This is a genomic window from Maribellus sp. CM-23 (assembly GCF_021354595.1).
Lineage (GTDB): Bacteria > Bacteroidota > Bacteroidia > Bacteroidales > Prolixibacteraceae > Draconibacterium.
This window is the reverse complement of the sequence record NZ_JADWYJ010000001.1, coordinates 821,645-845,379: the sequence shown is the minus strand read 5'-3', so window position 1 is coordinate 845,379 and position 23,735 is coordinate 821,645. Positions and strand designations below refer to the sequence as shown.

Genomic DNA, 23,735 nt, shown 5'->3' with positions numbered 1-23,735 from the left:
TTCCAATATTTAAGACAATATTTTATGAAGGTTTTACTTGTTATCTCAATGATGGCACTTTTTTGCAGTGCAACGTTTGCCCAGGAGAAGTTTGAAAACACGTTGACCTACAATGACGAAGCCGATAGCCCGGAAGCGACGCTCGAATGCCTCGATTTTGTGGCGGGACATTGGCAGGGGAAAGCATTTGGTGGAATTGTAGAAGAAGTTTGGACGCCTCCGTTGGGAGGGTCTATGATGTGTGCCTTTAAGCTGGTGGTTGATAACCAGGTGCAATTTTACGAGTTGTGTACCTTGTCGGAAGAAAATAAAACACTTATCCTGCGACTCAAACATTTTCGTGGGGATTTGAAAGGCTGGGAAGAGAAAGATGAGACCGTGGATTTCAGACTGGTAAAAGTAGAACCCGGGAAAGTGTATTTCGATGGTTTTACTTTTGAAAAGGTATCGCACGACGAAATCAACTTATACGTGGTACTGGAAGAAAAGGGGGAAAAAGAAGAAATGCGTTTTAACTATCACCGGTTTAAAGGTGGAACGTCCCTTTATTAATCGTCGTCATCGTCGTCTTTCCCGCTGTACTTTGCGGGATAAGGTTTATCTCCCATAGTGGCCGACCAGATAATCCGGTTAAAAAGGGCATCGTTTCCGGCATCTACGCGGTCAAACTGCGGGTGCATACTTTTTTTTGCAAAGTGAAGTGCTGTTCCGCTGAGTTTGGACAGATCCGGATTCATTTCATCCAATTGAACTTTATTGGGTACCGACGCGAAAGAGCGATTGTCGGGTGTTGTGCTGAAACAATCAAACATGGGCATAGCCGTGGCATCCTGAATGTTCATCGGCGGAACTCCCAAAATCTGCTCGATGGTGCGTATCATCGAGACCTGGTTGTAGTTGGTGTGGTTGGTGGCGCCTAAACGGGTGTACGGACTAACAACCAATCCCACGGTGCGGTATGCAGAAACATGGTCCCATCCCGACTGGGAATCGTCTTCAGTTACAAAAACGACGGTATTTTCCCAGAAACGGCTTTTCGAAATGGCCTCGATAATTTGGCCCAATGCCAGATCGTTGTCGGCTACCATGGCACGTGGCGTGGGCAATCCCGGGCGCGTACCGCCTGTATGATCGTTCGGAAGCGCCACTACCATCAGTTCCGGCCATTGGTCGCCTTCCATTTTTTCATATTCGTTTAACTCATCAATAAAAACTTTGGCACGCAATACATCCGGTATTTTGTGGCTGTCATATCCCGGGTAGTTCTCACTTAAAATGCCTTTCACCGGCGCAATCGTAGTGTGGTTGGTAAATTCAAACTTTTCGCCCTTTTTGAAACCGTTGTAGATGGATGTCCAGCTGGCATCTTTGTCAAATTGCGGCACACAAGCTTCTCCGTAGATACGCACACTTTTTCCGTGATTGCGTGCATTGTCCCAGATAAACCCGGTGGGGGCATAAACCAGTGCATCGGTTTGTACATGCGGGTAACTGCGGAACCACGCCCTCACATTCTTTTCCACATAATCGGTAACAATGGCCATGTCGGTCCACTGGTGCCCTTCAGCCGAACATTTTCCGGCTGCGTGAAAATTATCGAGCAGTAAAAAGTTGCGGCAGATTTTATGCGTGTTCGGTGTTACTTGTTCGCCAAAATTACAAAGTGAAGGTTCTCCGTTGCCTTCTTGCATGTCTCCCAATATCTGGTCGTAGGTGCGATTCTCCTTGATGATGTATACCACGTGTTTGAATACCGATGGTTCTCCGATTCGGGCGGGGACCGGCACGGGGGCAATGTTCTTCCGCGGAAGTTTTTTCGACAAGGCAACCCTGAAAAACTGGTTGTTAGTTTTTACTTTTTCGGTGTATTGGGCGAGTTGCGATTTATCAGGAACCGGAATAACAGAAACCGAAGCCATCATCCGGTGACTGTTGTAGGATTTAAGTCCACTTTCTTCTGAAACAGTGGAAATGCGGGCGCCTTCTGCCTCAATGTTGGGCACGTACAAATACGAGTCGTTCAACACACAAACGCCTCCCGGGTAGGCTCCCGTAGGAATAAAACCGGCGATCTTACTCTCTGCCGGTTTGGAGGCAGACGACGCATTTTTGCCAAGTTCAATCACAGCGAGTGCATTGTCCATTCCGTTGGCGACATAAAGAGTCTTTCCATCCGAAGTGATTCCCAAACCGTTGGGCGAATCGCCAAAGTAAGGATTCTTTTGTTCCCCCAGCTTCACCGGAATGGTTTCTATCACTTTGTCGGTTTTTGTGTCGATTACCGAAACTGCGTCGCTGTTGGCATTTGCCACGTATACAAAACGTTCGTCAGGGCTTGTGATGATATCATTGGGATGGAGGTCTACGATAATCTCGCTGATCAAGGCACCGGTCTCGGGATTAAAAACCGAGACTGTTCCCTCGCGGGTAGCTCCCGTTTGCGGGTCTACTTTTGCCGAGCCCCACGGAACGCCTGCCACATTTTTATCGTTTTCATCGGGAATGGCACCTCCCCAGTTGGTCACATATATTTTTCCGGCCGTTTTAACCACTCCGTAAGGCGCGACACCGGTTGCAGTAGTCCAGAGTACAGCGCCGGTTTCGGCATTTTGCTTTACCAGTTGATTGTTGCCGTTTAAAGCTACATAAAACACAGTCGATCCCTTTTCCTTTTCCACTGCCAGTTCGTTGGGAAGCGCTGAAGATGCAGGCGGCACGGCATCAAAACTGTATTTATCAACCAGTTTTAACTTGCGGCCGCTCCAGTGGGCTTTTATTACATAGGATTTTCCTCGCCCTGAAGCGCTAACGAAAAGTTCGTCGCCAAGCCAGCTGATTCCCGAAAAAGTATTCATCACACTTTCGCCAACTAGATCTTTTAACGTTACGCGTTCAACGATTTTGTTTTTTTCGGTTGAAATGATCACAACGGAATACCGTCCTTCCACGGCTACCCATTTCCCGTCGGGAGATGCGGCACAATCAAGCGCGTGGTTTTCCAGGTTTGAATCGCCAAAATAAAGCTGTTCGCCCGCCGGATCGATCCACCGGTTGTAAGGCATCAGTACCGGCAAATTATCGTAGGTGAGTGTTTCCTGCTCAAACGTACTCAGGTGTTTGGCCTGTTGCTTTCTGTCTTTTTTAGTTTGTGCCGTGCCGTTCAGGACTAAGCCGGCAAAGAATAGAATCAGCAGAGATGGAACGATAAACTTCATTTTTGAACTTATTGGTTGGTGAAGGTATTTGTTTGTTTTGGCTTCAAAACATTCATTTCTGGATAACTGCGAAGGTAAATTTATTTTATTCCGGAGACTTTGCTGTAAAAGTGATTTGCCTGAATTTATTGAAAAAGTAAAAAAGTGCTTCTGATTTAGGCTTTAATAAGCTCTGTCCCGTCTGAAAAGTGGGCAAAGCGCCCTTTTGTTTTTTCGAAAACCTGGTCGGTGCGTGGCCAAGGCCAGCCGCCGTATTCGGTGAGGCGGTAGTCGTTAAAGGCCTGCTGAATTTCAGCTTCCGAGTTCATTACGAAGGGGCCGTACTGAACCACTCGTTCGCCAATCGGTTTTCCCTGAAGAATGAGGAGACGACTTTTCTTCGTTCCGTTTTCGATTGTCACCTGTTGCGATGCATCCAGCTCAATCGCATGTCCCGGTTCAATTGTTTGACCATCGAGTGTTATCGAATCTCCTTCAAAGAAATACAACATCCGGTTTACTTCGGGGCTTGCAAGCGGAATCTCCCAGGAAGCGTTTTCTTCCATGTTCAGCTGCCAGATGGCGACTTCGTGCTCTTTGTCGGATGCCCACGAATCGGGTGCCGGTTCCGCAGTCTGAACATCGGCGATAGTACCTGCCACCACATCAACGGTGGTTTTCCTGCGGTTGGCGTCTTCAAACACCGGGGCCGGAATCTCTTCACTCCAAAGCATTTTATAAGCGGGTGTTACAAATTTCTTTGAAGCCGGAAGATTGAGCCAAATCTGAAAAAGCTCGGTGGTGTTTTTGTTTTCTTCATCCAGCAAAGGAAACATTTCGGAATGTTGCAAACCGCTGCCGGCGGTCATCCATTGCACATCGCGGTTGCCGTATCTGCCGGCGCCGCCAGCCGAGTCGGCATGATCCACCATTCCTTGTAAAACAAAGGTAACGGTTTCGAAACCACGGTGCGGGTGCGCCGGGAATCCCGGAACTTTATCGCCGTGGTACATGCGCCAGCCATCTTTTATTACAAAGTCGTTACCGATGTTGCGGCCCTGTAACGAGGCGGCGGGCCCCATTTCGTTGTTGGCTTTGGGGTAATGATCGAGGTGGTGGACACAAAACAGGAAAGGATCGAGTGTGGTCCACGGAAAACCAAGTCGCTGGATGCGTTTTATTTTACTTGTCATCGCTTACGGTGTTTTGTTCTGCATTTCCGTTGTGGAAATCGTACTATCAAAACGATGAGGACGGAGTGATTGTTCGCCGCGGGGTTTTGTTTTAGCGGAGAATTAATTGGAATAAAAAACAATCGTCCGCTTTTGTATAAAATTATGTTGCCTAATATGTTGGCAGAAGTTGTGAAGTGCTTGACTTTCCGTTAAATTAGAGACCTGCTTGCAAAGTCGCAAGCGATCATAAAACCAAATAACAAACTAAAACCGATTACATGAAGATACTGAACCGCTTTCTTGTTCCCGTTTTTGCGCTTTTGTTGCTGACTTCGTGCGATACGCTGTTTTCATCGAAAGGACAGGTAATTGACAAGGAGACCCGCCAGCCGCTCAGCGAGGTAAAAATCAACATGAAAAACATCGATACGGTTTACTCCGACAGTGCCGGGTACTATTCCTATCACAGGGTGATGCATGGTTCGACAGGTGCGTTGGAGATGTTGCTGTCGAAAGAAGGCTACCAAAGCAAGCACGTTTCCTTTCGATCTGCCAAAACAGACCCGCAGAATATGTTGATTGAAATGGAACGGCAGGAAGCGGCACAAGCTGACAGCCTGGTTGACCGGTGCTGGGTTTCGGCGATGTATTATATAAATATGTATGTGATTTCGCTGCTCAACGTGCTCACCTTGTTGTTTGTCGTTTTCCGGAAGGGGCTAAAAAGAAAAGTGCTGTGGATTTGCGGCATCCTTCTGTTCAATCCCACTTTTTTTCTGTCGGTTACCGACGGCAGTATTGTAAGATTCTTCCCACTTAATGGCCCGGTTTACCTAACGCATTTCTCGGCTTATCCCTTTTCGCTGAAGATTGTGCTGCCTTTGGGTATGCTGCTGTTTTGGAGCTTGTATTTGTGGCGCCGAAATAAGCTGGTGAAGGAAAAGAGCTAAACGGATTGTCCCTGCTCACGCTTTCAGTTTTGCTTTTATCGCTTCCACGGTATTTTTTGCGTTCCCGATAAACAGTTCACCGTCGATTTCAAAAACGGGGCGTTTCAAAAAAGTATAGTCGCTTAGCAGCAGTGCTTTGTAGTCGGCGTCAGTTTTTACCGGGGCTTCGGCCAGCGCATCTTTTAGTTTGCGGGCGCGCTTGTTCACCAGCTCTTCGTAACTGCCGGTAAAACGGTAGAAATGCTCCACCTGTTCGTCGGTTACGGGCGAGAATTTGATGTCCTGCTGTTCAAAGCTGTCGTCAACTCCCACATCTTTCATAATTCGCCGGCAGGTATCGCAGGTGGATAAAAAATAAACTTTCCGCTTCATTTTACGTGTTTTGAAGCGGAAAGATAAGCAGGAGGTGCTGAATAAAAAAATACAATGCTTTGCTATCGCTTAAAACTCCACGTCGTACAAGCCCTGGCCGTCTTCCAAAAAGGTTTTTACGCTGATGTCGGTCATCGGGTGTTTGATCAGCTGCATCAGTATCTCCGGGCTGATGGTGGCCGAGTGCGCGCGTTTCATGCTTACGCGGTAAATCTGGTCAACGGTTTTGAAGCTCGCCGCCAGCACCTTGGTGTTGAGTTCGTACTCGATAATGTTTTTGGCAATGTCGCCCACCACGTCAATTCCGTGCGACGAAATGTTGTCCAGACGGCTTACGTACGGTGCCACAAAATCGGCCCCTGCTTTGGCGGCTACCAGCGCCTGTTGCTGTGTGAAAATGGCGGTGGCGGTTACATTTATTCCGGCGTCTTTCAATATCGACATCGCCTTGTAACCCTGTGGTGTTACCGGAATTTTGGTGTAGTAGTTGTCGCCCAAATCAAAATACGTTTTGTATTTCTTGGCTTCGCGCACAATGTCGTCGGCATTTTCGCTCATTACCTGGATGTGGATCATCCCGTCGCCCACAATCGCCTTGATCTGGTCAACAGCAAGCGAAAGCGGTTGCCCGGCCATTTTCAGAATGGTTGGATTGGTGGTTATTCCTTCCAGCGGAAAGAATTCATATAGATGTTTCAAGGCTGCTATATCAGCCGTATCTGCCATGTAAATCATAATCAGTTACTTTTTGTGGTGGGGTTTGACACGTCTATTGGTTTCTTCGAAATAAGGATGCAAAGTTTAGCAAAGTTTGCCGAACTCAGAATAAATTGACACTGAAACTGAGAAAGTTTACTTTTTCTTCAGATGCGAAAGGGGGAGAGGCTGTTTGCTGGAAGTAAATCAGGAAGGACTACCCGGAAGTTTATGTTTTCAAGGTTATTGCCCATGTCAATGACATGAAAAATTGCCCGGAGAGGCTGTTGACCGTGTCAATGACGTGAAAAATTGCTCGGTGAGGCTTTTGATCGTGTCAATACGATGAAAAATTGTTCGGACAAGTCATTGCCTGTGTCAATAGCATGAAAAACTGCTCCGACAGTCCGTTGACCGTGTCAATGACAAGAAAAATTGCCCGGACATGCTTTTGACCGTGTCAATGCGATGGAAAATTGATCGGAGACCTTTTTGTTCTTGGCAACGGGGAGCTTGGGCTAAAGTTCAGCAGGAAATGCTGAAGTACGAAAAGGCCTTATAACAGGGCTTTTCAGAAGTACAAAAAACACGCTAGATTTTTCTAAAATGTAGCGTGTTTTTTCTGAAAACGTAGGCACGAAATGCAGCCGGGTCAGCCAATTATCAAGCCATATTGGTTTCCTTTTGGATTTTTCCCGGTTTTATCAAATAATATTCACTTCTGAAATAATTTTATGTTTATTTTTAGAAAGCTAAAAACCAGAAATACCGAATGCATTGAAATTACCGGTTGCAAATACCGAAAGCCTTTCCCTTTTCCAGATTAATGAAGGCAAAATATTGAAATTTAATAAATTAACAGGCTGAGCCTACCCGCGTGTATAATGCATTGCATCATACACGTACGTTACGCTGCATACGCCATATTCTCATATGTATAACATTATTTGGTTTATTATAAATTCACACGAAGAATAATTCATTAAGATTAAATTGATTGTATGAAAGATATTAAATGGTTAAACCATGTTATTGAGTTGGTAATAGTGATTTTAGGCATTTCAGTTGCCTTTTCAATTGATAAATACTCTGAAAACAGAAAAGAACAAAAACGTGAGTTAATATTTTTGGAATCTTTCCTGGATGAAATCAATGATGATATTCCGAAATTAGATACAATCTTGATAAAAATTGGCAATATAGATCAGTCTTTACATAAAGTTACTAATCTAATAAGAGGACAGAACCAAAATATTGATTCATTAAAAGAATACATAGGATCAGCGATATATTCTGTTTATGCACAAGATCTAAAAACAGCAACTTTTGAATCATTGCAATCCTCTGGAAGTTTAGATATTATTGAAAATTTTGAGCTTCGTAAAGAGATTATTAATTATAATGGATTAATAGAAGATCTGGAGTTTATTAAAGACTGGGATTTTAAACACCATAATGAAGAAAGTCTTGAGTATTTACCTAAGTTTATAAGTGCCTCAAATCATGATTTATTAACAGATCCAAAATTATATGCTTTGACAGGGGTAAGAATATTTCTTATTAAAACAAGTATTTCAAGATACAAGGGGCTAAAAGAAAAAGCATTAGAACTTAAAAAGCTTATTGAAGAAGAATTGTAGGTGTTATTTTAAAATACCCCGCTTCGGCGCGTGGTAGTTTGGGTCGAAAGCAACTTCGGCTTATTTAATTTCCGGCAAATAGTTATAACTACATGAAACGTTTGTTGTTGTACAACAAGAGCCGGATGAGAGGCTGTGGGTGAAACTCCCTTTTGCCTGCTCTGCCGGGTGACCGTTAGCAAGCTTTTGTGTTGGAACATTTTAGTAATTTGCCGAAAATGATTATAGAATCTCTTCATAATATTGAGACCATAGAAAATGAGGAATTCTTTCTGAAATGTGGAAATCCGTGTACAAGGATAGCCCGGTTAACGAAAGGTGTAATGCGGGGTTTTGTTACCGATAACGATGGCAATGAAATTACAACGCATTTTTACCAGGAAGGTGATATGGTGATTGGAAGTTATATTCCCAATGCGAATGCCCCGGTTTCGGTCCAGGCATTGGAAGAATGTGAAGTTTTAATGGCTGACTATTCCGAAGTTATGTCTCACCTGAACAAAGACCAGGATATTACAGAAGTAATTGCACTGGCATTTCGAAAATTAAACATACAATTACAGTCACGATTAGTCGCCCTTCAGAATTTGGACTCATTAGAAAAATATGAACTTTTTTTGAAGGAATATCCTAAGCTGATAAATCGAATACCACATTATTACATCGCCAGTTTTTTAGGAATTACTCCTACTCAACTAAGTAGGGCACGAAAGCAACTTATCAACAAATGTAAACGATAACTAAGCTGCGTTTGTATTTTTTTGTACCTAAAAAATGGCTTTAAAATTTGAAGAGTTTACTTTACATGACAGACAAGGCGATTATGCAAACGTAAAACACATTCGCTTGTCAGGTACCAACTTCGGGATTGGAAATAAGCTTGGCGAACTTGCAAAAAACAGGCATTCGCTCCAAATGCCCAAATGGTCGTCAACCTCCAAACGCGATGCTCAGTATACTTACTTAAAAAAGAATTACCCGGCACATTTCGATCGGATGGCTGGTTTCGCCAGTGCTTTTGGCGAAGACATTCAACAGGCTGAACACGATTATTCCTGTTTTGGTATCACATTAGCCATTCCAATGTGTTCGGCGGTTTACTACCCTCCTTGTTCTACCGAAACGGAGACAGGGATAATAAGCAGAAATGCCGATTTGGAACTTGTTTGCATCCCTCAGTCAGCCGGCGACAGCGCGCAAAAAAATAGCACCAAAATAATGGAGAAGCCATACGTTCTGGAGCTACATCCTAATAGCGGATATTCTTCTTTGGTAATGTTTTGTTTTGAATTATATGGATTGGCGCTGGATGGAATTAACTCTGAAGGGCTGGCGGTTACTCATCTTCACGGCGATGTGCTAAACGAAAACGCCTACAAGCCAAGTATGGATTCAGGTGTGGGTATTAATGAAATGCTTGTTGTTCAGCAGCTGCTCGACAATTGCAAAACAGCTGAGGAAGCAAAAGAAATGCTTTTATGCAATAAACACTTTCGGATGATTCTTCCGACCCATTTGCTGATAGCAGATAAATTCGGGAATTCGTTTGTTTGGGAATATCCAATCGAACACAATCAGGACTTTTTCACGGATGGAAATTCGGAAATACAAATACTCACCAATTTCCCTTTGCATAAATACCCTGCAATCTACACATTCCCGAAAAGCAATGACTTGTCGTGCCCATTTGCCCGGTATAAAACACTCAGTGAAGCCATCAGTACTTACAGTGGAAAAGTTTCTAATGACTCCATCAAAAAAATAAACTCAAAGGTATTTGTTCGGCAGGAGATGTATAAAACTCCTCCATCGGTTACAGTACGAACCGTTTACCACAACGTATATGATTGCAATCAAAAAACAATGGAAGTATCTTTTTACAGAAAAGAAGACAAAAACAAACAGGAAAGAACGGAATATTTTAAATTTAAATTGAAATAGCCGGCCATAGGCAACTAAAAAGGCACCCCCGCTCCCGCGCGAGTCCCCTCGCGTGCTTGTTTGCAAAAGCATGAATTTCCAAACAACGGGCTACCATGCAACGACTGCTGAACTTGGATAAAAACAATGATATTGGTGGTTGGCGGACCTAACAACGCAGAGAAAATTACGAGATAGAATTTATTTTAACTTTGGATAGAGAATCTTAGATATGAAGAATAGCCAACATTGCCATTATGAGTAATGCAAAAATATCCATACGTTTTTTTGATGACCGGGAAGTTCGTGCCATTTGGGACGACGAAAACGCCAAATGGTGGTTTTCGGTGTTGGATATTGTTGCCGTTCTTACCAACCAGGATGATTATGCCAAAACCCGCAACTACTGGAAGTACCTCAAAGCCAGGTTGAAGAAAGAAAACAGCCAAGTGGTTAGTGCTACTACCCAGTTGAAAATTCTTGCACCCGATGGTAAAAAGCGTTTAGCCGACGTGTTGGATTACAACGGTATTATTGCATTAGGGAAAGAGTTTCCGGGTAAAAAGGCAAACCGATTTATCGAATGGTTTACATACAGTGACGAGAGTGTAGATGGGAAAAGCAAAATAAAAGCATATGCTATGTTTGAAAGTTCTTTTATCAATAGCATAGAAGTTGGTACAACTAAAGGATTGCAGCAAATACATGCTTATTTATTTGGCGGGTTGTATGATTTTGCGGGGCAGATAAGACAGAAAAATATCTCAAAAGGAGGTTTCCAATTTGCAGTATCCCACTTTCTAGGCAACACATTAAGAGAAATAGAAACGATGCCCGAAACTACATTCGACGAAATTGTAAACAAATATGTAGAAATGAATATTGCCCATCCTTTTATGGAAGGCAATGGCAGGAGTGCCAGAATATGGTTGGATTTAATACTAAAAAAACGCCTCAAAAAATGTGTTGATTGGAGTAAAATAAGCAAGCAAGATTACATGAATGCAATGGTTTTAAGTCCAACTAAAAGTAGTGTTCTGAAATCATTACTAGAGAAATCGCTTACTAACAAAATAAACGACCGTGAGATGTTTATGTTGGGTATTGATTACTCATATTACTATGAGGAGGACGAGTAAGTCGGACGGCTGTGTTATCTGCTATAAAAAAGGCACCTCCTCGCGGAGATGCCTTTCAACTATTTTGGATAGGTATATTATTTCTTTTCTTTTAGATCGATCACCAAATTCAGTTCGTCAAGCTGTTCGTTGGCAATTGGCGCAGGCGAGTCGATCATCACATCGCGGCCGGCATTGTTTTTCGGGAAAGCGATCACATCACGGATGGTCTCCAGCCCGGCGAACATCGATACCAAACGGTCGAAACCAAAGGCGATACCGGCATGTGGCGGCGCACCAAATTTAAAGGCGTTCATCAGGAAGCCAAACTGTGCCTGTGCCTGTTCGGGAGTAAAGCCCAGTTTGTCAAACATTTTTGCCTGCAACTCCGAATTAAAGATTCGTACCGAACCACCACCGATTTCAACCCCGTTGATTACCAGGTCGTAGGCATTGGCGCGAACTTTTCCCGGATCGGTGTCGAGCAGCGGAATGTCTTCGGGCTTTGGCGAAGTAAACGGATGGTGCTTGGCGTAGAAACGTTGTGTGTCTTCGTCCCATTCCAGCAGCGGGAAGTCGACCACCCACAAAGGTTTGAAAACGTTTTTATCGCGTAGCCCCAATTGGTTGGCCATTTCGAGACGCAGCGAACCCAGTGCTTCCTGGATGTGCTCTTTGTCGCCCGACATGACCAGGATAAGATCGCCTGCTTCGGCACCGGTAATCTCTGCCCAGGTTTTCAGGTCTTCTTCCGAATAAAATTTATCAACCGACGATTTGAAGCTTCCGTCGGCATTGCATTTTACATACACCAAACCTTTGGCGCCAATTTGCGGACGTTTTACCCACTCAGTCAGCCCGTCAAGCTGTTTGCGGGTGTATTCCGAACAACCTTTGGCAGCAATCGCTCCAACGTATTCGGCTGCATCAAACACGCCAAAACCTTTTCCTTTTACAGTTTCGGTCAGCTCGCTGATCAGCATTTCAAAACGGGTATCAGGTTTGTCCGAACCGTATTTTTCCATGGCTTCGCTGTAAGGCATCCACGGAAAATCTTCCACTTCAACACCCAGCGTTTCCTTGAACATGTACTTGGTAAGGCCTTCGAACATTTCGAGTACGTCTTTCTGTTCCACAAACGACATTTCGCAGTCGATCTGGGTAAACTCAGGCTGACGGTCGGCACGCAGGTCTTCGTCGCGGAAACACTTTACAATCTGGTAGTAGCGGTCGAAACCGGCCACCATCAGCAACTGTTTGAATGTTTGCGGCGATTGCGGCAGTGCATAAAATTCGCCGGCGTTCATACGCGACGGAACTACAAAGTCGCGGGCACCTTCAGGAGTCGATTTGATCAGAACCGGAGTTTCGGTTTCAATAAAATCTCTTGCATTCAGGTAATTGCGAACGGCGTGTGCCATTTTCGCACGCAAAATCAGGTTATCACGTACGGGAGCACGGCGCAAATCGAGGTAACGGTATTTCATCCTCAGTTCGTCGCCACCATCGGTATCGTCCTGAATGGTAAACGGAGGAATATCCGATTGGCTCAAAACGTTGATTTCGCTCAGGGCAATTTCGATCTCACCGGTTGGAATGTTCTTGTTTTTGCTCGAACGTTCGCGAACGGTACCCTTTGCCTGAATCACAAATTCGCGGCCCAGTTGGTCCAGCATCGAAGCCACTGAGGCATCGGTCTGTTCGTCAACTACCAATTGTGTAATTCCGTAGCGGTCGCGCAAGTCGATAAAGCTCATGGCTCCCAGGTCGCGGATGCGCTGCACCCAACCTGAAAGGGTAACTTCTTGGTTTACATTTTCGATACGAAGCTCGCCGCAAGTATGTGTTCTGTACATGATGTCTGTCTTTTTATTCGGTTGCGAAAATAAGAAGATTTTGGCAATTTTGTCCGACATTTGTCGCCTTAACTTGTGTGATAACCAAGATTAATGCACCGGATGGAAGCCGATGTGTGGAATAACGAAAAACAAAAAAAGAACCTAAGAGATATTACAGCCATGATTGAGCCATTTAACGACGAATATTTTATGAAAAAGGCTTTTGCGGAAGCCTTGCAGGCGTACGACAAAGGGGAGGTTCCGGTAGGGGCGGTGGTAGTTGCGAACGGGAAAATTATCGCACGTGCCCACAATCTCACCGAAACGCTGAACGATGTAACGGCTCATGCCGAAATGCAGGCGATTACTGCGGCTGCCAATTTGCTGGGCGGAAAATATTTGAATGATTGTGTTTTGTATGTTACACTCGAGCCTTGTGTGATGTGTGCCGGTGCGCTGGGCTGGTCGCAGATTGGCAAAGTGGTTTTTGGTGCGCACGACGAAAAGAGGGGTTTCAAGAAATACGCTGCACAGGCGCTTCATCCCAAAACCGAAGTGCTGGGCGGAGTTCTGGAAACCGAATGCCGCGAACTGATGCAGGACTTTTTTCGGAAAAAGAGATAGGATTTTTATAGTAGTGAGTAATGAGATGTGTGTATTGAGTCCCGGAAATTGAAGTTGTTCAATACTTAATACTCCATACTCACATCAAAACTTTTTATTCTGAAACCTCAAAGCCGATCTTTTTCAGATCGCTCCAGAATCCGGGATAGGATTTGGTGACCACCATCGGGTCTTCAATTCGCATCGGAAGTCCGGCCAGTGCCATAGGTGCAAACGCCAGCGCCATCCGGTGATCGTGGTAGGTTTTTACCAGCGGAAGTTCTTCTTTTGTCTCCATGTCGAGCTTTCCGTCCCAGGCAAGTTCACCATGCGCCGGTTCAACCAGGGTAGCTCCGAATTTGGCGAGTTCGTTTTGCAAAGCCGCAATGCGGTCGGTTTCCTTTATTTTCAGCGTTTTCAATCCCGTAAAATGAAAAGGAATGCCTTTCGCCACACACAAACAAGCCATGGTTTGTGCTACATCCGGGTTTTCGATGAAGTCAAGATCCAGACGATCGGGTTGGTTGTTTTTTGTTTTGCTGAGGATCACCCCGCTTTTCTCCTGAATGGATTCCACGCCAAAATGCTCAAACCAGGCGGCAATGTCGGCGTCGCCCTGCAGACTGTTGAGCACCAGGTTTTCCATGAGTATTTCGCCCGAATCAACCAGTGCCATGATCTGGTACCAGTACGAAGCTCCCGACCAGTCGGCTTCGCAGGTATAATCGATCGGGAAATAGCGCTGTTCGGGAACGATAATCTCGTTTTTATGCCACTGGTAGCGAATCCCAAATTTGGCCATCAATTCCAGTGTAAGTTTTATATAGGAGCGCGAAGTTATATCGCCTCTAAGATTTAAGGTCAATCCACCTTCGAGCGTGGGCGCAATCAGTAACAAGGCCGTAATGTACTGGCTTGATACGCTGCCGTCGAGCTGTATGGTTTTCCCTTTTAAGTGCGAACCAAATATTTTGAGTGGCGGGCAACCTTCCTCGCCCAGGTATTCAATGTTGGCGCCGAGTTCGGTTAAAGCATCTACCAGAATTTTAATGGGGCGTTGTTTCATCCGCTCCGAGCCGGTTATTTCCCATTCCCCAACCACTTTAGCCAAAAAGGCAGTCAGAAAACGCATCGCGGTTCCGGCATGACCAATGTCAAACTTATTTGAGTTCGAAAAAAGTGCGGCTTGCAGCACCTTGGTGTCGTCGCTGTCCGAAAGATTGTGGATCGGGTAGGGACTGTAACTCAAGGCATGAATGATGAGAGCCCGGTTACTGATACTTTTCGACGCCGGTAGTTGGATGGTTCCCGACAAGTTTTTTATAGCTGCTGAAATCTGGTAATTCATAGGCTGTAAATTCTAACTTTTTGATTCAACTAAAAATGGGATTACAGGTTCCGGTAATATTCAAGTGCTTCCTGTATCAATTCTTTGCTGCAATTTTGGTTGATGGCAATTTGCCCGATTTCCGGAAGCAGCGTGAAATTGATGCGTCCCGATTCATTCTTTTTATCGTGTGTCATCAGCTGGTAAAGGCGTTCAAAATCGCTTTCCGAAATTTCGAATTTACCGTAGATACTCAGCATCCACTGTGTCAGTGTTTTCAATTCATTTTCCGGGAATGCACACATTTTTACCGATAGGTACAATTCTGCAATCATTCCGTAGGCCACTGCATACCCGTGCAGTACCGGGCGTTTCTGCTCCATGGCCAGGCTTTCAAATGCATGCCCAACGGTGTGCCCGAAATTCAGTGCCTTGCGGATGTTGTTTTCTGTAAGATCGTTGGCAACAAAGTATTCCTTTACATTCACCGAATGCCGGATGATTTCCTGAAGATGGTCGTAATCGATGTTGTCGAAGTCAAAAGGCTTGAGTTCTTCCAGATGCTCCGGATTATGGATTAACCCGTGTTTGATCATCTCGGCAAAACCCGAAACCAAATTCTCGCGGTCAATCGTTTTCAGAAAATCGGTGTTGATAATAACGGCAATGGGCTCTTTGAATGTTCCCACTTCGTTTTTCAAACCGCTGAAATTAATGCCTGTTTTTCCACCCACCGAGGCATCCACTTGCGAAAGCAGGGTGGTAGGGATGTTCAGAAAATCGATTCCGCGTTTGAACGTTGTAGCTGCAAAGCCTGCCAAGTCAGTGAGCATTCCTCCGCCAATGTTAATTAGAAGTGATTTGCGGTCGCAACCGTTGTGCGAAAGAAATTCCCATATTTTACCTACCGACTCAATTTTTTTGTTGTGTTCACCGGCGGGAATTACCACTTTCTTTACGCCCGATTCTTCAAAGAAAGCATTGAACCGGGGGAGCCAAAGCTGGTTCATCGTAGTTTCGGTAGCCAGAAACACTTTCCCTTTTGGGTATTTTTCGATGTAAGCTTTGAGTTCAGCTTCCAAATTGCGTGCGTATAATATTTTGGAATAAATTGTTGAATTTCCCATATGTTGCTGCTAAATTGCGTTAAAGTTATAATAAAAATGGGTTTCGGATTTGTTTCCGGAGCCGGTCAGATAAGTCTTAGAATTTTAATAACGAAGAATGAAGATTACGAATAGGAGGAGGGCCACCAGGTATAAACGAATTTTTTTTCTGGTGAGTATTGTGATTGCTTTAATAAGTCTTGCATTGTTTTTACTTGATTACACCATTTTCGGATTAGCCGGTGTGGGCGTTTTTTCTATCTGGTATTTGTTTTTCCATGTGGCTGACTACCAGTATTTACAATTTAACGATGAACATGGACGGATCGTATTAAGGTACTACAAAGCCATTAGTTTTGGATCGAAATCCTATCATTCAATTGAGTTTCCACATACTATTCTTCAGAATGCACATTTTGAGGATTCACTGTTTGGAAAGCTCTCTGATCTGACTTTTTTGGTGCGAACCAGGAACGGAATTGCCGAATATCCCTCGGTAAGTTTATCGGCCTTGCCTTTAGAAGACCGTCAGAAAATGAAAGACAGCCTGTCCAAAATACTTCGGAGCTAAACCCCTTGCATGGAAGAAAGCCTCAAATATAAAATTGCACTTTCAATGTTGCCCGGGATCGGTGGAATCCTGGCCAGAAATCTTGTGGCTTATGTGGGGAGCGTGGAAGGAATTTTTAGTTCGTCGCTGAGTGCGCTGAAGAAAATTCCGGGAATAGGAGAGCAGAACGCCCAGAGAATTCGCAATTCCAAGGTACTGGAGAAGGCTGAAAAAGAACTGGAGTATATTCAGAAACATGAAATAAAAACTGCCTTTTACACCGATCCGGGCTATCCGCGAAGACTGAAAAGCTGTGTGGATTCGCCAATATTGATTTATTACAAGGGCAATTTTAATCCCGATAAGCAGCGTGTTATTAGCATCGTGGGGACCCGGAACGCCACTGATTACGGAAAGCGTATGATCGACGATCTGGTGAGTGCATTTGCAGAAAGAGGCTACGACATACTGGTGGTGAGCGGCCTGGCCTATGGAATTGATATTCACGCGCACCGGGCGGCTCTGAAAAATAATATTTCAACAGTGGGTGTGGTAGCGCACGGATTGGATCGCCTGTATCCTGCTTTGCACCGCGAAACGGCTGTTAATATGCTGGAGAATGGTGGCCTGTTAACCGATTTCCCGAGCGGGACAAAAATAGATCCGCAGAATTTTCTGAAACGAAACCGCATTATTGCTGGTTTGGCAGATGCAACCATTGTAGTGGAGTCGGCAGAAAAAGGAGGTGCGCTGGTGACCGCTGATATTGCTTCGTCGTATAACCGGGATGTTTTTGCTTTTCCCGGGCGTTCGGGCGATGTTTATTCGAAAGGGTGCAATCAATTGATTCGAAATAACGCCGCAACCTTAATCGAGGGAATTGAAGACCTGGAATATTTTATGGGCTGGGAAGCGGCTGTCAGGAAAGAGGCGGTGCAATCAAGCTTGTTTGTTGAATTAAAGCCAGAAGAACAGAAAGTGGTGGATTTGCTGTTGAAGGAGAAAGAACTTTTTATCGATCAGATTTCTGCCGAAATTCAGCTTCCGGTGAGCCGTGTTTCCGCGATGTTGTTGAATCTTGAGTTCCAAAATGTTATTCAGGCTTTACCCGGTAAAATGTATCGTTTAAAGTGATTTGCAGTTAAATCACTCATTCTCATTTAAGTTTTCTATTTTTGCGGCATGAAATGAGCTCACAGATTGACTTTCTCAAAAGAATGTCGGTGTTTGCGAGTTACATCGAATACCATTGATTGGTGACAACAAAAATGAAATGAAGAAAACATTTGAACAATTAAAAGTAGCAAAGTCGATACTGAAGTCGTTGGATGACATCGGTTTTACAACGCCAACACCGATTCAGGAACATGCTATTCCAAAAATAAATTCAGGGGTGAATATTGTGGGTGTCGCTCAGACTGGCACCGGAAAAACGGCGGCTTACCTGCTGCCTCTTTTAACGCGCTTACAAAAGCCTGAAGGAACCGACCCCCGTGTATTGATTGTGGTTCCTACCCGCGAATTGTCTATTCAGGTGGGAGAGGACATTGAAGAGCTGACCTCCTATTCGGAGCTGAGACACGCTGCCGTATTCGGGGGAATAGGCTGGACAAAACATGCGGCCTTGCTTGAACCGGGAGTTGATATCCTGGTGGCAACCCCGGGGCGGTTAATGGATTTGTACAAGGTAGGAGCGCTGAAACTGAAAAAGATAAAGTACCTGGTTATTGACGAAGCTGACCGGATGCTTGACATGGGATTTATGCCGCAATTACGCCAGTTGCAGGAGATCATTCCGGCAAAACGGCAAAATCTTCTATTCTCTGCTACTTTCTCGGAAGCCATTGAAAAGCTTGCTGCCGAATTTCTGGATCATTACGACAAGCTGGAGATGGCACCATCTGCCACTCCTGTGGATCTGGTAACTCAAAAGGCTTACAATGTTCCCAACTACAGGACCAAGCTGAACCTGATAAAGCATTTACTGGAAGACGAAGAGAAATTTACCCGGGTCGTCATTTTTGTGAAGACCAAGGAACATGCCGAGGGAGTTTTCCGGGTGATCGAAAGAAAAGCAGAAGGAGAGAAACGTATTCTTCACTCCAACAAAGCGCAGAACTCACGGATTAACTCTATTCAGGCTTTTAAAAACGGAGAAGTCAGGATATTGATTACCACCGATGTTTCGGCACGAGGAATGGATGTAAGCCAGGTGAGTCATGTAATTAATTTTGATTTGCCGAATGACTACGACGACTACATTCACCGAATTGGCCGTACAGCGAGGGCCGGTAATAAGGGCGATGCCATTACATTGATTGATCCTTCGGATGAATGGCATTGGGAAAAAATCCAGAAACTGATTCGTACCAATATTGAGCTGTTGCCACTTCCGGAAGAGGTGGAAGTTTTGGAAACTGAATTTGGTGAGAACCAGCAACAGCTTCGGGAAATTGACAGGCAGCGAAAAATAGACGATCCTACTTTCCAGGGGGCCTTTCATCAGAAGAAAAGACATAAGAGTTCGAAACGCTCTTTTGACGACAAGTTTGCAAGAACAAAAGCGCGGCAGAAGAGAAAGAAAAGAAAATAAGCTGCTGGTTAACAGCAACAAAAAAGGGAAGCATCGCTTCCCTTTTTTGTATATAGCATTGATCGAGTTTTATCGCTCAGCTCTTCTCCTTGATGAATAGTTGATGTTCAATGCGGCCGACTTACGCAATTCCTGCTTAACATCGTTCACAATACCCATCTTCGTATTTTCATCAATTTTCAGAGACGTAACAATCATCGGACGTTCTGCTTCCACTCTTGCTTCACGTTCAGCAATTACATAATCCTGAACTTCGCTTACATCAGCAAACTGATCGTTTAACTGAATACGTGGTGCTTTTCCAAATGTTTTCTGAAACTGAGGTTGAGGTTCTCCAATGTAGATGTAACTTACCAAAGATTTCTTTTCCAGTTTGCTTAATTCTGTAGCTTCCGGAAGGCGCATCTTTACTTTTAAAGTTACTTCACGCATTGTCGTACTAACCATAAAGAAGAATAAAAGCATGAACACGATATCCGGCAAAGAAGCCGTCGAAATTGGAGGAAGTTCCTTCCCACCATCTTTTCTAAATTTACTCATCTCTTATTCCTTTTAGATTTTTCCTTTAGGTTCAGCTTCTGAGATCTTCTGCGGGTAAATCTCCCGAACAGCGTCTTGTTGTTCACTGTCAAGATTACTGTAAGGTTTTCCCCACTTTCTCATTGCCAACTCATCTCTTAACTCATTAATGGCAGCAACCAGCTCGTTTTGTACAGCGAGATACGTTCCGTATTGAGTATCAAGGTCATTTCGCAGAGAAATAACACCTTTGGTAACCATTACTTCACCGAAGTAAGGTATTTCCTTAGGTTCTTTCTCGGGCAGGTTTGCATCGTCAAATGGATTTTCCATAAACTCTTTTGCCCTTTCGCGAAGATTGTCAATACGTTCGTAGTCTCCTTCTACCAACAAGTCGTTGTTTTTATTTACCAGAACTACAAAGATGTTACGTTCGTTGATGTCCGTATCATCTTCCTGTTCTTTATCGACCCATTGCGGAAGTCTCCTTCGAAGACCGCTGTCAACGTCCATCGTGGTTGTTACCAGGAAAAAGATCAGCAACATGAATGCGATATCTGCCAGCGAGGCAGACGGTATTTCCGGCATTTTTCTAGACATAACTTTTCCTGTTTTTAATTACCACGAAACTGATTACTTAATTAAACGCATTACTGAAGATGATGCAACTGAAACTATCGCTAATCCGATAAGAATATAAGTTGCATACAATCCAGTATCTACCAATTTAGACACACTCTCATTTAATGTTCCGTCAGTAATAAATTTATCTACGCCTGGAAACTGAGGAATCTCAGGTGAGGCCAGTAAATATGCTACCAAGAAAACGGCACCAAGAAATATGAGAGAAATTATACCATTTTTAGCCGCTTTTTTATCGGTGAACATGTGTAGCAAAGATGAAATAACTGCTACACCAGCCCCGAAAGCTAAAAGTATGTAAGCCCATACCAAGTTGGAGTTTACCCAACTATTCATTGCAGGATCAGTGTCAACTTCCTCGTTAATGTTAACCATCAACGAAACGACAAGTATTGCTGAAACAATGAGTAGAGCCCACAGTACTATCGTAACTATTTTTCCTGTTTTACCCATTTTTCAATACTCCTTATTATTTTTTCATGTTATGTTTTACCAAAAGGTCAAGCAACGAAATGGAAGCATCTTCCATGTTGTTGATGATGCTATCGATTTTAGCTACACAGTAGTTGTAGAAAATCTGAAGAATGATAGCAACAATAAGACCTGTTACAGTCGTGATCAACGCGATTTTGATACCGTTAGCAACCAATGAGGGAGAAATGTCCCCGGCAACTTCGATAGCGTCGAATGCACTAATCATACCGATTACTGTACCCATGAAACCTAACATAGGAGCAAGAGCAATAAACAATGCGATCCAGCTCAAACCTTTTTCCAAAAGACCAGCCTGAACACTTCCGTAAGAAATTACTGTTTTTTCTACTACATCGATACCGTGATCGAAGCGGTCAAGACCTTGGTAGAAAATACTTGCAACAGGTCCGCGAGTGTTACGGCAAACATCTTTAGCAGCTTCAACACCACCATTTTCCAAAGCTTCTTCAACTTTAGCCAATAATTTTTTAGTGTTGCTGGTAGCCAGGTTCAAGTAAAGAACTCTTTCAATTGCGAAAGCCAATCCAAGGATCAATGTGATCAAAACGAAAGACATGAAAGTTGGACCACCTTCGATAAATTTTTGTTTCAATTGACTGTGTAATGATTTTCCTTCTTCAGCCGCAGCTGCCGCTTGTTCTTCCTGATCGACAGACTGATCTACCTGTTGGGTAGTTGCTTCTGGTGTAGCAGCTGGTTCATCCTGAGCAAGCGCTACGTTTGATGCCATGAAAAACAGCATCCCAAATACGGCTATTAACGCGAATAGTCTTTTCATAATTGATTTGAATTTTTAATTAATAATCTCTTTTGATTTTTATTTGCTTTGATTTTGAATTTAATAACTGTCCCTCACTACAAAAAATGTGCCCGGTGTTTTGCCAACCTCCTGCACATTTCAAGAACTTTTTCTCCCTTCAGCGGAGAGAGGGGGATTCGAACCCCCGGTACCGTTTCGCGGTACACACGCTTTCCAGGCGTGCCAGTTCAGCCACTCCTGCACCTCTCCAGTATTTATCACTGGTCTCCCCAAAAATGAGGGCTGCAAATTAATAAAAAATTGTGAAAAAAAAAGTTCGCTATTCACTAATTTCCCCTCTCATACTCTTATTGAGATACATTTTAATTTCATCGTGTTTCAAGTCTTGTCCCAACAGGAACATGAGCTTGGTAATTGCAGCTTCTGTTGTCATATCTTTTCCCGAAATAACACCCCCGTTCAAGAGCTCCAGGCTGGTCTGGTATTGTCCCATTACAACCCTTCCTCCTTCGCACTGAGTAATGTTCAAAACAATGATTCCCCGCTTGATAGCCCGTTTTATGCTGTTGATCAGCCAACGGGAAGTGGGCACATTGCCCGATCCAAATGTTTCCAGAACAACCCCTTTTAATCCGGGCGTCTCCAATACCGAGTTCAAAACGTTCTGATTGATTCCCGGAAATATTTTTAAGATAACCACATTATCGTCAAAGTTGGTACTTACCTTTAATATCCCCCTGTTTTCGGGATGGTAAATAAATTCGTTGCTGTACTTGATGTCAATTCCGGCTACGGCCAGTTCCGGATAATTAACCGAACGGAAAGCACTGAAAAGTTCTGCATCTCGTTTAACGGTGCGGTTCCCCCTGTAAAGTTTGAAATCAAAATAAATACAAACTTCGGGTACCGTGCTGACTCCATCGTGTTTGGCCGCAGCAATTTCCACCGCAGTTATCAGGTTTTCCTTTCCATCGGTACGTATCATCCCGATCGGCAATTGCGAGCCGGTGAGAATAATGGGTTTATCCAGGTTTTCGAACATGAAACTCAGAGCCGAAGCCGTGTACGCCATTGTATCGGTTCCGTGGAGTACCACAAAACCATCGTATTGGCTGTAGTAACGTTCGATTGTTTTGGCAATTTTAATCCAGACCACGGGATTCATATTGGAAGAATCCAATGCCGGATTGAAGGTTACCGTTTTAATAATGAAATCGAATTTTTTTAGCTCCGGAACTACTTCCTGGATCTTTTCAAAACGCACGGGTATCAGTGTTCCGTTTTGCGGATGTTGAACCATCCCAATGGTTCCACCGGTATAAATAATCAGAATGGATGTCTTTTTCTCTGTTCCGTTGTTCATTACAGTCCTAAAAATCGGCCTGCAAGTTATTAAATTTCAAATAATCCACGCGCATTTGTTGTGGTTATTTCAGCCACTCGCGTAACAGAGATGTTGTATATCTCGGCCAGCTTCTGTGCAATATAAACAAGGTAGGAACTTTCGTTGCGTTTTCCGCGCTTGGGAACAGGGGCCAGGTAAGGCGCATCGGTCTCAAGTAAAAGGTTGTCAACTTTTACCGAGCTGACCACTTCTTCCAGGTTACTGTTTTTAAAGGTAAGAACGCCGCCAATCCCCAAAAAGAATCCAAGGTCGACCACTTTTTGTGCTTCAGCCGCCGAGCCTGAAAAGCAATGGAAGGTTCCTCGCAAACTACCGTCTTGTTCTTCTTTTACGATCTGGTAGGTTTCTTCAAAAGAATTCCTCACATGAATTACAATGGGTAGATTGTGGCTTTTGGCCAGCCTGATCTGGTGACGGAAAGCATCTTTTTGCTCGTCGATGAATTTTCTTTCCCAGTAAAGATCAATACCGATTTCGCCAATGCCATAGAACTTGCGTTTATTTAGCCAATATTCGACTGCTTCAAGTTCTTCTTTGTAATCTTCATCAACCGAAGTGGGATGAAGGCCGATTAACGGATAGCAAAGGTGGGGGTACGCATCCGATAAGTCCAGCATGTGTTTTATTGAGCCGGAATCAATATTCGGCAGAATGATCTTTTTGATCCCATTGTCGTAGGCTCTTTGGAGTGCCTCGTCACGATCGTGTATGAATTCCTCCGAATAAATATGAGAATGTGTGTCAATCAGCATTTTGAGCAAATTTCGACAAATGTAAAAAAGTGTTTTGTGACCTCGGCTATTTCAACATTATCTATAATTTAAATTTAACG

At 44.0% G+C, this 23,735-nt stretch carries 23 protein-coding genes and 1 tRNA gene; 10 read left to right on the top strand and 14 right to left on the bottom strand.

The window, feature by feature from the left end:
* The first annotated feature begins 24 nt into the window (after positions 1-24).
* Positions 25-552, top strand: coding sequence for a DUF6265 family protein (locus INQ51_RS03315; protein WP_233376469.1), 528 nt, complete (start codon positions 25-27; stop codon positions 550-552).
* Here the strand turns inward: INQ51_RS03315 and INQ51_RS03310 are convergent.
* Entirely contained in the window at positions 549-3,215 is a 2,667-nt protein-coding gene (locus tag INQ51_RS03310) for a YncE family protein (RefSeq protein WP_233376468.1), read from the bottom strand. The two genes, INQ51_RS03315 and INQ51_RS03310, sit on opposite strands and share 4 nt — an antisense overlap.
* Positions 3,216-3,370: 155 nt before the next feature.
* Entirely contained in the window at positions 3,371-4,387 is a 1,017-nt protein-coding gene (locus INQ51_RS03305; RefSeq protein WP_233376467.1) for a pirin family protein, read from the bottom strand.
* A 260-nt stretch (positions 4,388-4,647) separates the two neighbouring features.
* On the opposite strand from INQ51_RS03305, the gene INQ51_RS03300 reads away from it, so the two are divergent.
* Positions 4,648-5,319, top strand: coding sequence for a carboxypeptidase-like regulatory domain-containing protein (locus tag INQ51_RS03300; RefSeq protein ID WP_233376466.1), 672 nt, complete (start codon positions 4,648-4,650; stop codon positions 5,317-5,319).
* Between the two features lie 15 nt (positions 5,320-5,334).
* Here the strand turns inward: INQ51_RS03300 and INQ51_RS03295 are convergent, their stop codons facing one another.
* Complete coding sequence (locus INQ51_RS03295; RefSeq protein WP_233376465.1) at positions 5,335-5,691, bottom strand: arsenate reductase family protein; 357 nt, start codon at positions 5,689-5,691, stop codon at positions 5,335-5,337.
* Positions 5,692-5,760: 69 nt separating this feature from the next.
* Positions 5,761-6,426 (bottom strand): transaldolase family protein, encoded by a 666-nt coding sequence (locus INQ51_RS03290; RefSeq protein ID WP_233376464.1) that lies wholly within the window; start codon positions 6,424-6,426, stop codon positions 5,761-5,763.
* 962 nt (positions 6,427-7,388) lie between these two features.
* Here INQ51_RS03290 and INQ51_RS03285 point away from each other — a divergent pair.
* From INQ51_RS03285 to fic, 4 genes are all read left to right on the top strand, one after another.
* Positions 7,389-8,027 carry a DUF6090 family protein gene (locus INQ51_RS03285; protein ID WP_233376463.1) on the top strand — a complete coding sequence of 213 codons (639 nt, stop codon included), beginning with the start codon at positions 7,389-7,391 and terminating at the stop codon, positions 8,025-8,027.
* Between the two features lie 218 nt (positions 8,028-8,245).
* Positions 8,246-8,767 (top strand): Crp/Fnr family transcriptional regulator, encoded by a 522-nt coding sequence (locus tag INQ51_RS03280; protein WP_233376462.1) that lies wholly within the window; start codon positions 8,246-8,248, stop codon positions 8,765-8,767.
* 34 nt (positions 8,768-8,801) lie between these two features.
* A complete protein-coding gene (locus tag INQ51_RS03275; RefSeq protein ID WP_233376461.1) occupies positions 8,802-9,968 on the top strand; it encodes a carcinine hydrolase/isopenicillin-N N-acyltransferase family protein in 1,167 nt (388 codons plus the stop codon).
* A gap of 236 nt (positions 9,969-10,204) precedes the next feature.
* Positions 10,205-11,086 carry a protein adenylyltransferase Fic gene (gene fic, locus INQ51_RS03270; RefSeq protein ID WP_233376460.1) on the top strand — a complete coding sequence of 294 codons (882 nt, stop codon included), beginning with the start codon at positions 10,205-10,207 and terminating at the stop codon, positions 11,084-11,086.
* Positions 11,087-11,163: 77 nt separating this feature from the next.
* On the opposite strand, the gene aspS is transcribed toward fic, so the two are convergent.
* Complete coding sequence (gene aspS, locus INQ51_RS03265) at positions 11,164-12,921, bottom strand: aspartate--tRNA ligase (protein WP_233376459.1); 1,758 nt, start codon at positions 12,919-12,921, stop codon at positions 11,164-11,166.
* 93 nt (positions 12,922-13,014) lie between these two features.
* Here aspS and INQ51_RS03260 point away from each other — a divergent pair, with 93 nt between their 5' ends.
* A complete protein-coding gene (locus tag INQ51_RS03260) occupies positions 13,015-13,527 on the top strand; it encodes a nucleoside deaminase (RefSeq protein ID WP_233376458.1) in 513 nt (170 codons plus the stop codon).
* A 94-nt stretch (positions 13,528-13,621) separates the two neighbouring features.
* On the opposite strand, the gene INQ51_RS03255 is transcribed toward INQ51_RS03260, so the two are convergent.
* Entirely contained in the window at positions 13,622-14,854 is a 1,233-nt protein-coding gene (locus INQ51_RS03255; RefSeq protein WP_233376457.1) for a 3-phosphoshikimate 1-carboxyvinyltransferase, read from the bottom strand.
* A gap of 41 nt (positions 14,855-14,895) precedes the next feature.
* A complete protein-coding gene (aroB, locus tag INQ51_RS03250) occupies positions 14,896-15,960 on the bottom strand; it encodes a 3-dehydroquinate synthase (protein WP_233376456.1) in 1,065 nt (354 codons plus the stop codon).
* Positions 15,961-16,057: 97 nt separating this feature from the next.
* Between aroB and INQ51_RS03245 the strand changes: the two genes are divergently transcribed.
* The 3 genes from INQ51_RS03245 to INQ51_RS03235 all read left to right on the top strand — a co-directional run bounded on the left by INQ51_RS03245 (position 16,058) and on the right by INQ51_RS03235 (position 19,082).
* The gene (locus tag INQ51_RS03245) at positions 16,058-16,510 is read left to right on the top strand and encodes a hypothetical protein (RefSeq protein WP_233376455.1); all 453 of its coding nucleotides are present in this window, start codon (positions 16,058-16,060) and stop codon (positions 16,508-16,510) included.
* A gap of 9 nt (positions 16,511-16,519) precedes the next feature.
* Positions 16,520-17,623, top strand: coding sequence for a DNA-processing protein DprA (gene dprA, locus INQ51_RS03240; RefSeq protein ID WP_233376454.1), 1,104 nt, complete (start codon positions 16,520-16,522; stop codon positions 17,621-17,623).
* A gap of 139 nt (positions 17,624-17,762) precedes the next feature.
* On the top strand, positions 17,763-19,082 hold the full coding sequence (locus INQ51_RS03235) for a DEAD/DEAH box helicase (protein WP_233376453.1): 1,320 nt from the start codon (positions 17,763-17,765) through the stop codon (positions 19,080-19,082).
* A gap of 69 nt (positions 19,083-19,151) precedes the next feature.
* Here INQ51_RS03235 and INQ51_RS03230 read toward each other — a convergent pair whose 3' ends face one another.
* The 7 genes from INQ51_RS03230 to INQ51_RS03200 form a co-directional block, all read right to left on the bottom strand.
* Positions 19,152-19,622: an ExbD/TolR family protein gene (locus INQ51_RS03230; RefSeq protein WP_119436977.1), complete on the bottom strand. Its 471-nt coding sequence runs from the start codon at positions 19,620-19,622 to the stop codon at positions 19,152-19,154.
* Positions 19,623-19,634: 12 nt separating this feature from the next.
* Positions 19,635-20,201 carry an ExbD/TolR family protein gene (locus INQ51_RS03225; RefSeq protein WP_233376452.1) on the bottom strand — a complete coding sequence of 189 codons (567 nt, stop codon included), beginning with the start codon at positions 20,199-20,201 and terminating at the stop codon, positions 19,635-19,637.
* 33 nt (positions 20,202-20,234) lie between these two features.
* Positions 20,235-20,696 (bottom strand): hypothetical protein, encoded by a 462-nt coding sequence (locus tag INQ51_RS03220; protein ID WP_233376451.1) that lies wholly within the window; start codon positions 20,694-20,696, stop codon positions 20,235-20,237.
* Positions 20,697-20,712: 16 nt separating this feature from the next.
* A complete protein-coding gene (locus INQ51_RS03215) occupies positions 20,713-21,516 on the bottom strand; it encodes a MotA/TolQ/ExbB proton channel family protein (RefSeq protein WP_233376450.1) in 804 nt (267 codons plus the stop codon).
* 143 nt (positions 21,517-21,659) lie between these two features.
* Positions 21,660-21,747 (bottom strand) — tRNA-Ser (locus INQ51_RS03210).
* Between the two features lie 70 nt (positions 21,748-21,817).
* Positions 21,818-22,861 (bottom strand): asparaginase, encoded by a 1,044-nt coding sequence (locus tag INQ51_RS03205; RefSeq protein WP_233376449.1) that lies wholly within the window; start codon positions 22,859-22,861, stop codon positions 21,818-21,820.
* A 29-nt stretch (positions 22,862-22,890) separates the two neighbouring features.
* Complete coding sequence (locus INQ51_RS03200) at positions 22,891-23,655, bottom strand: TatD family hydrolase (RefSeq protein ID WP_119436972.1); 765 nt, start codon at positions 23,653-23,655, stop codon at positions 22,891-22,893.
* Positions 23,656-23,735 lie beyond the last annotated feature (80 nt).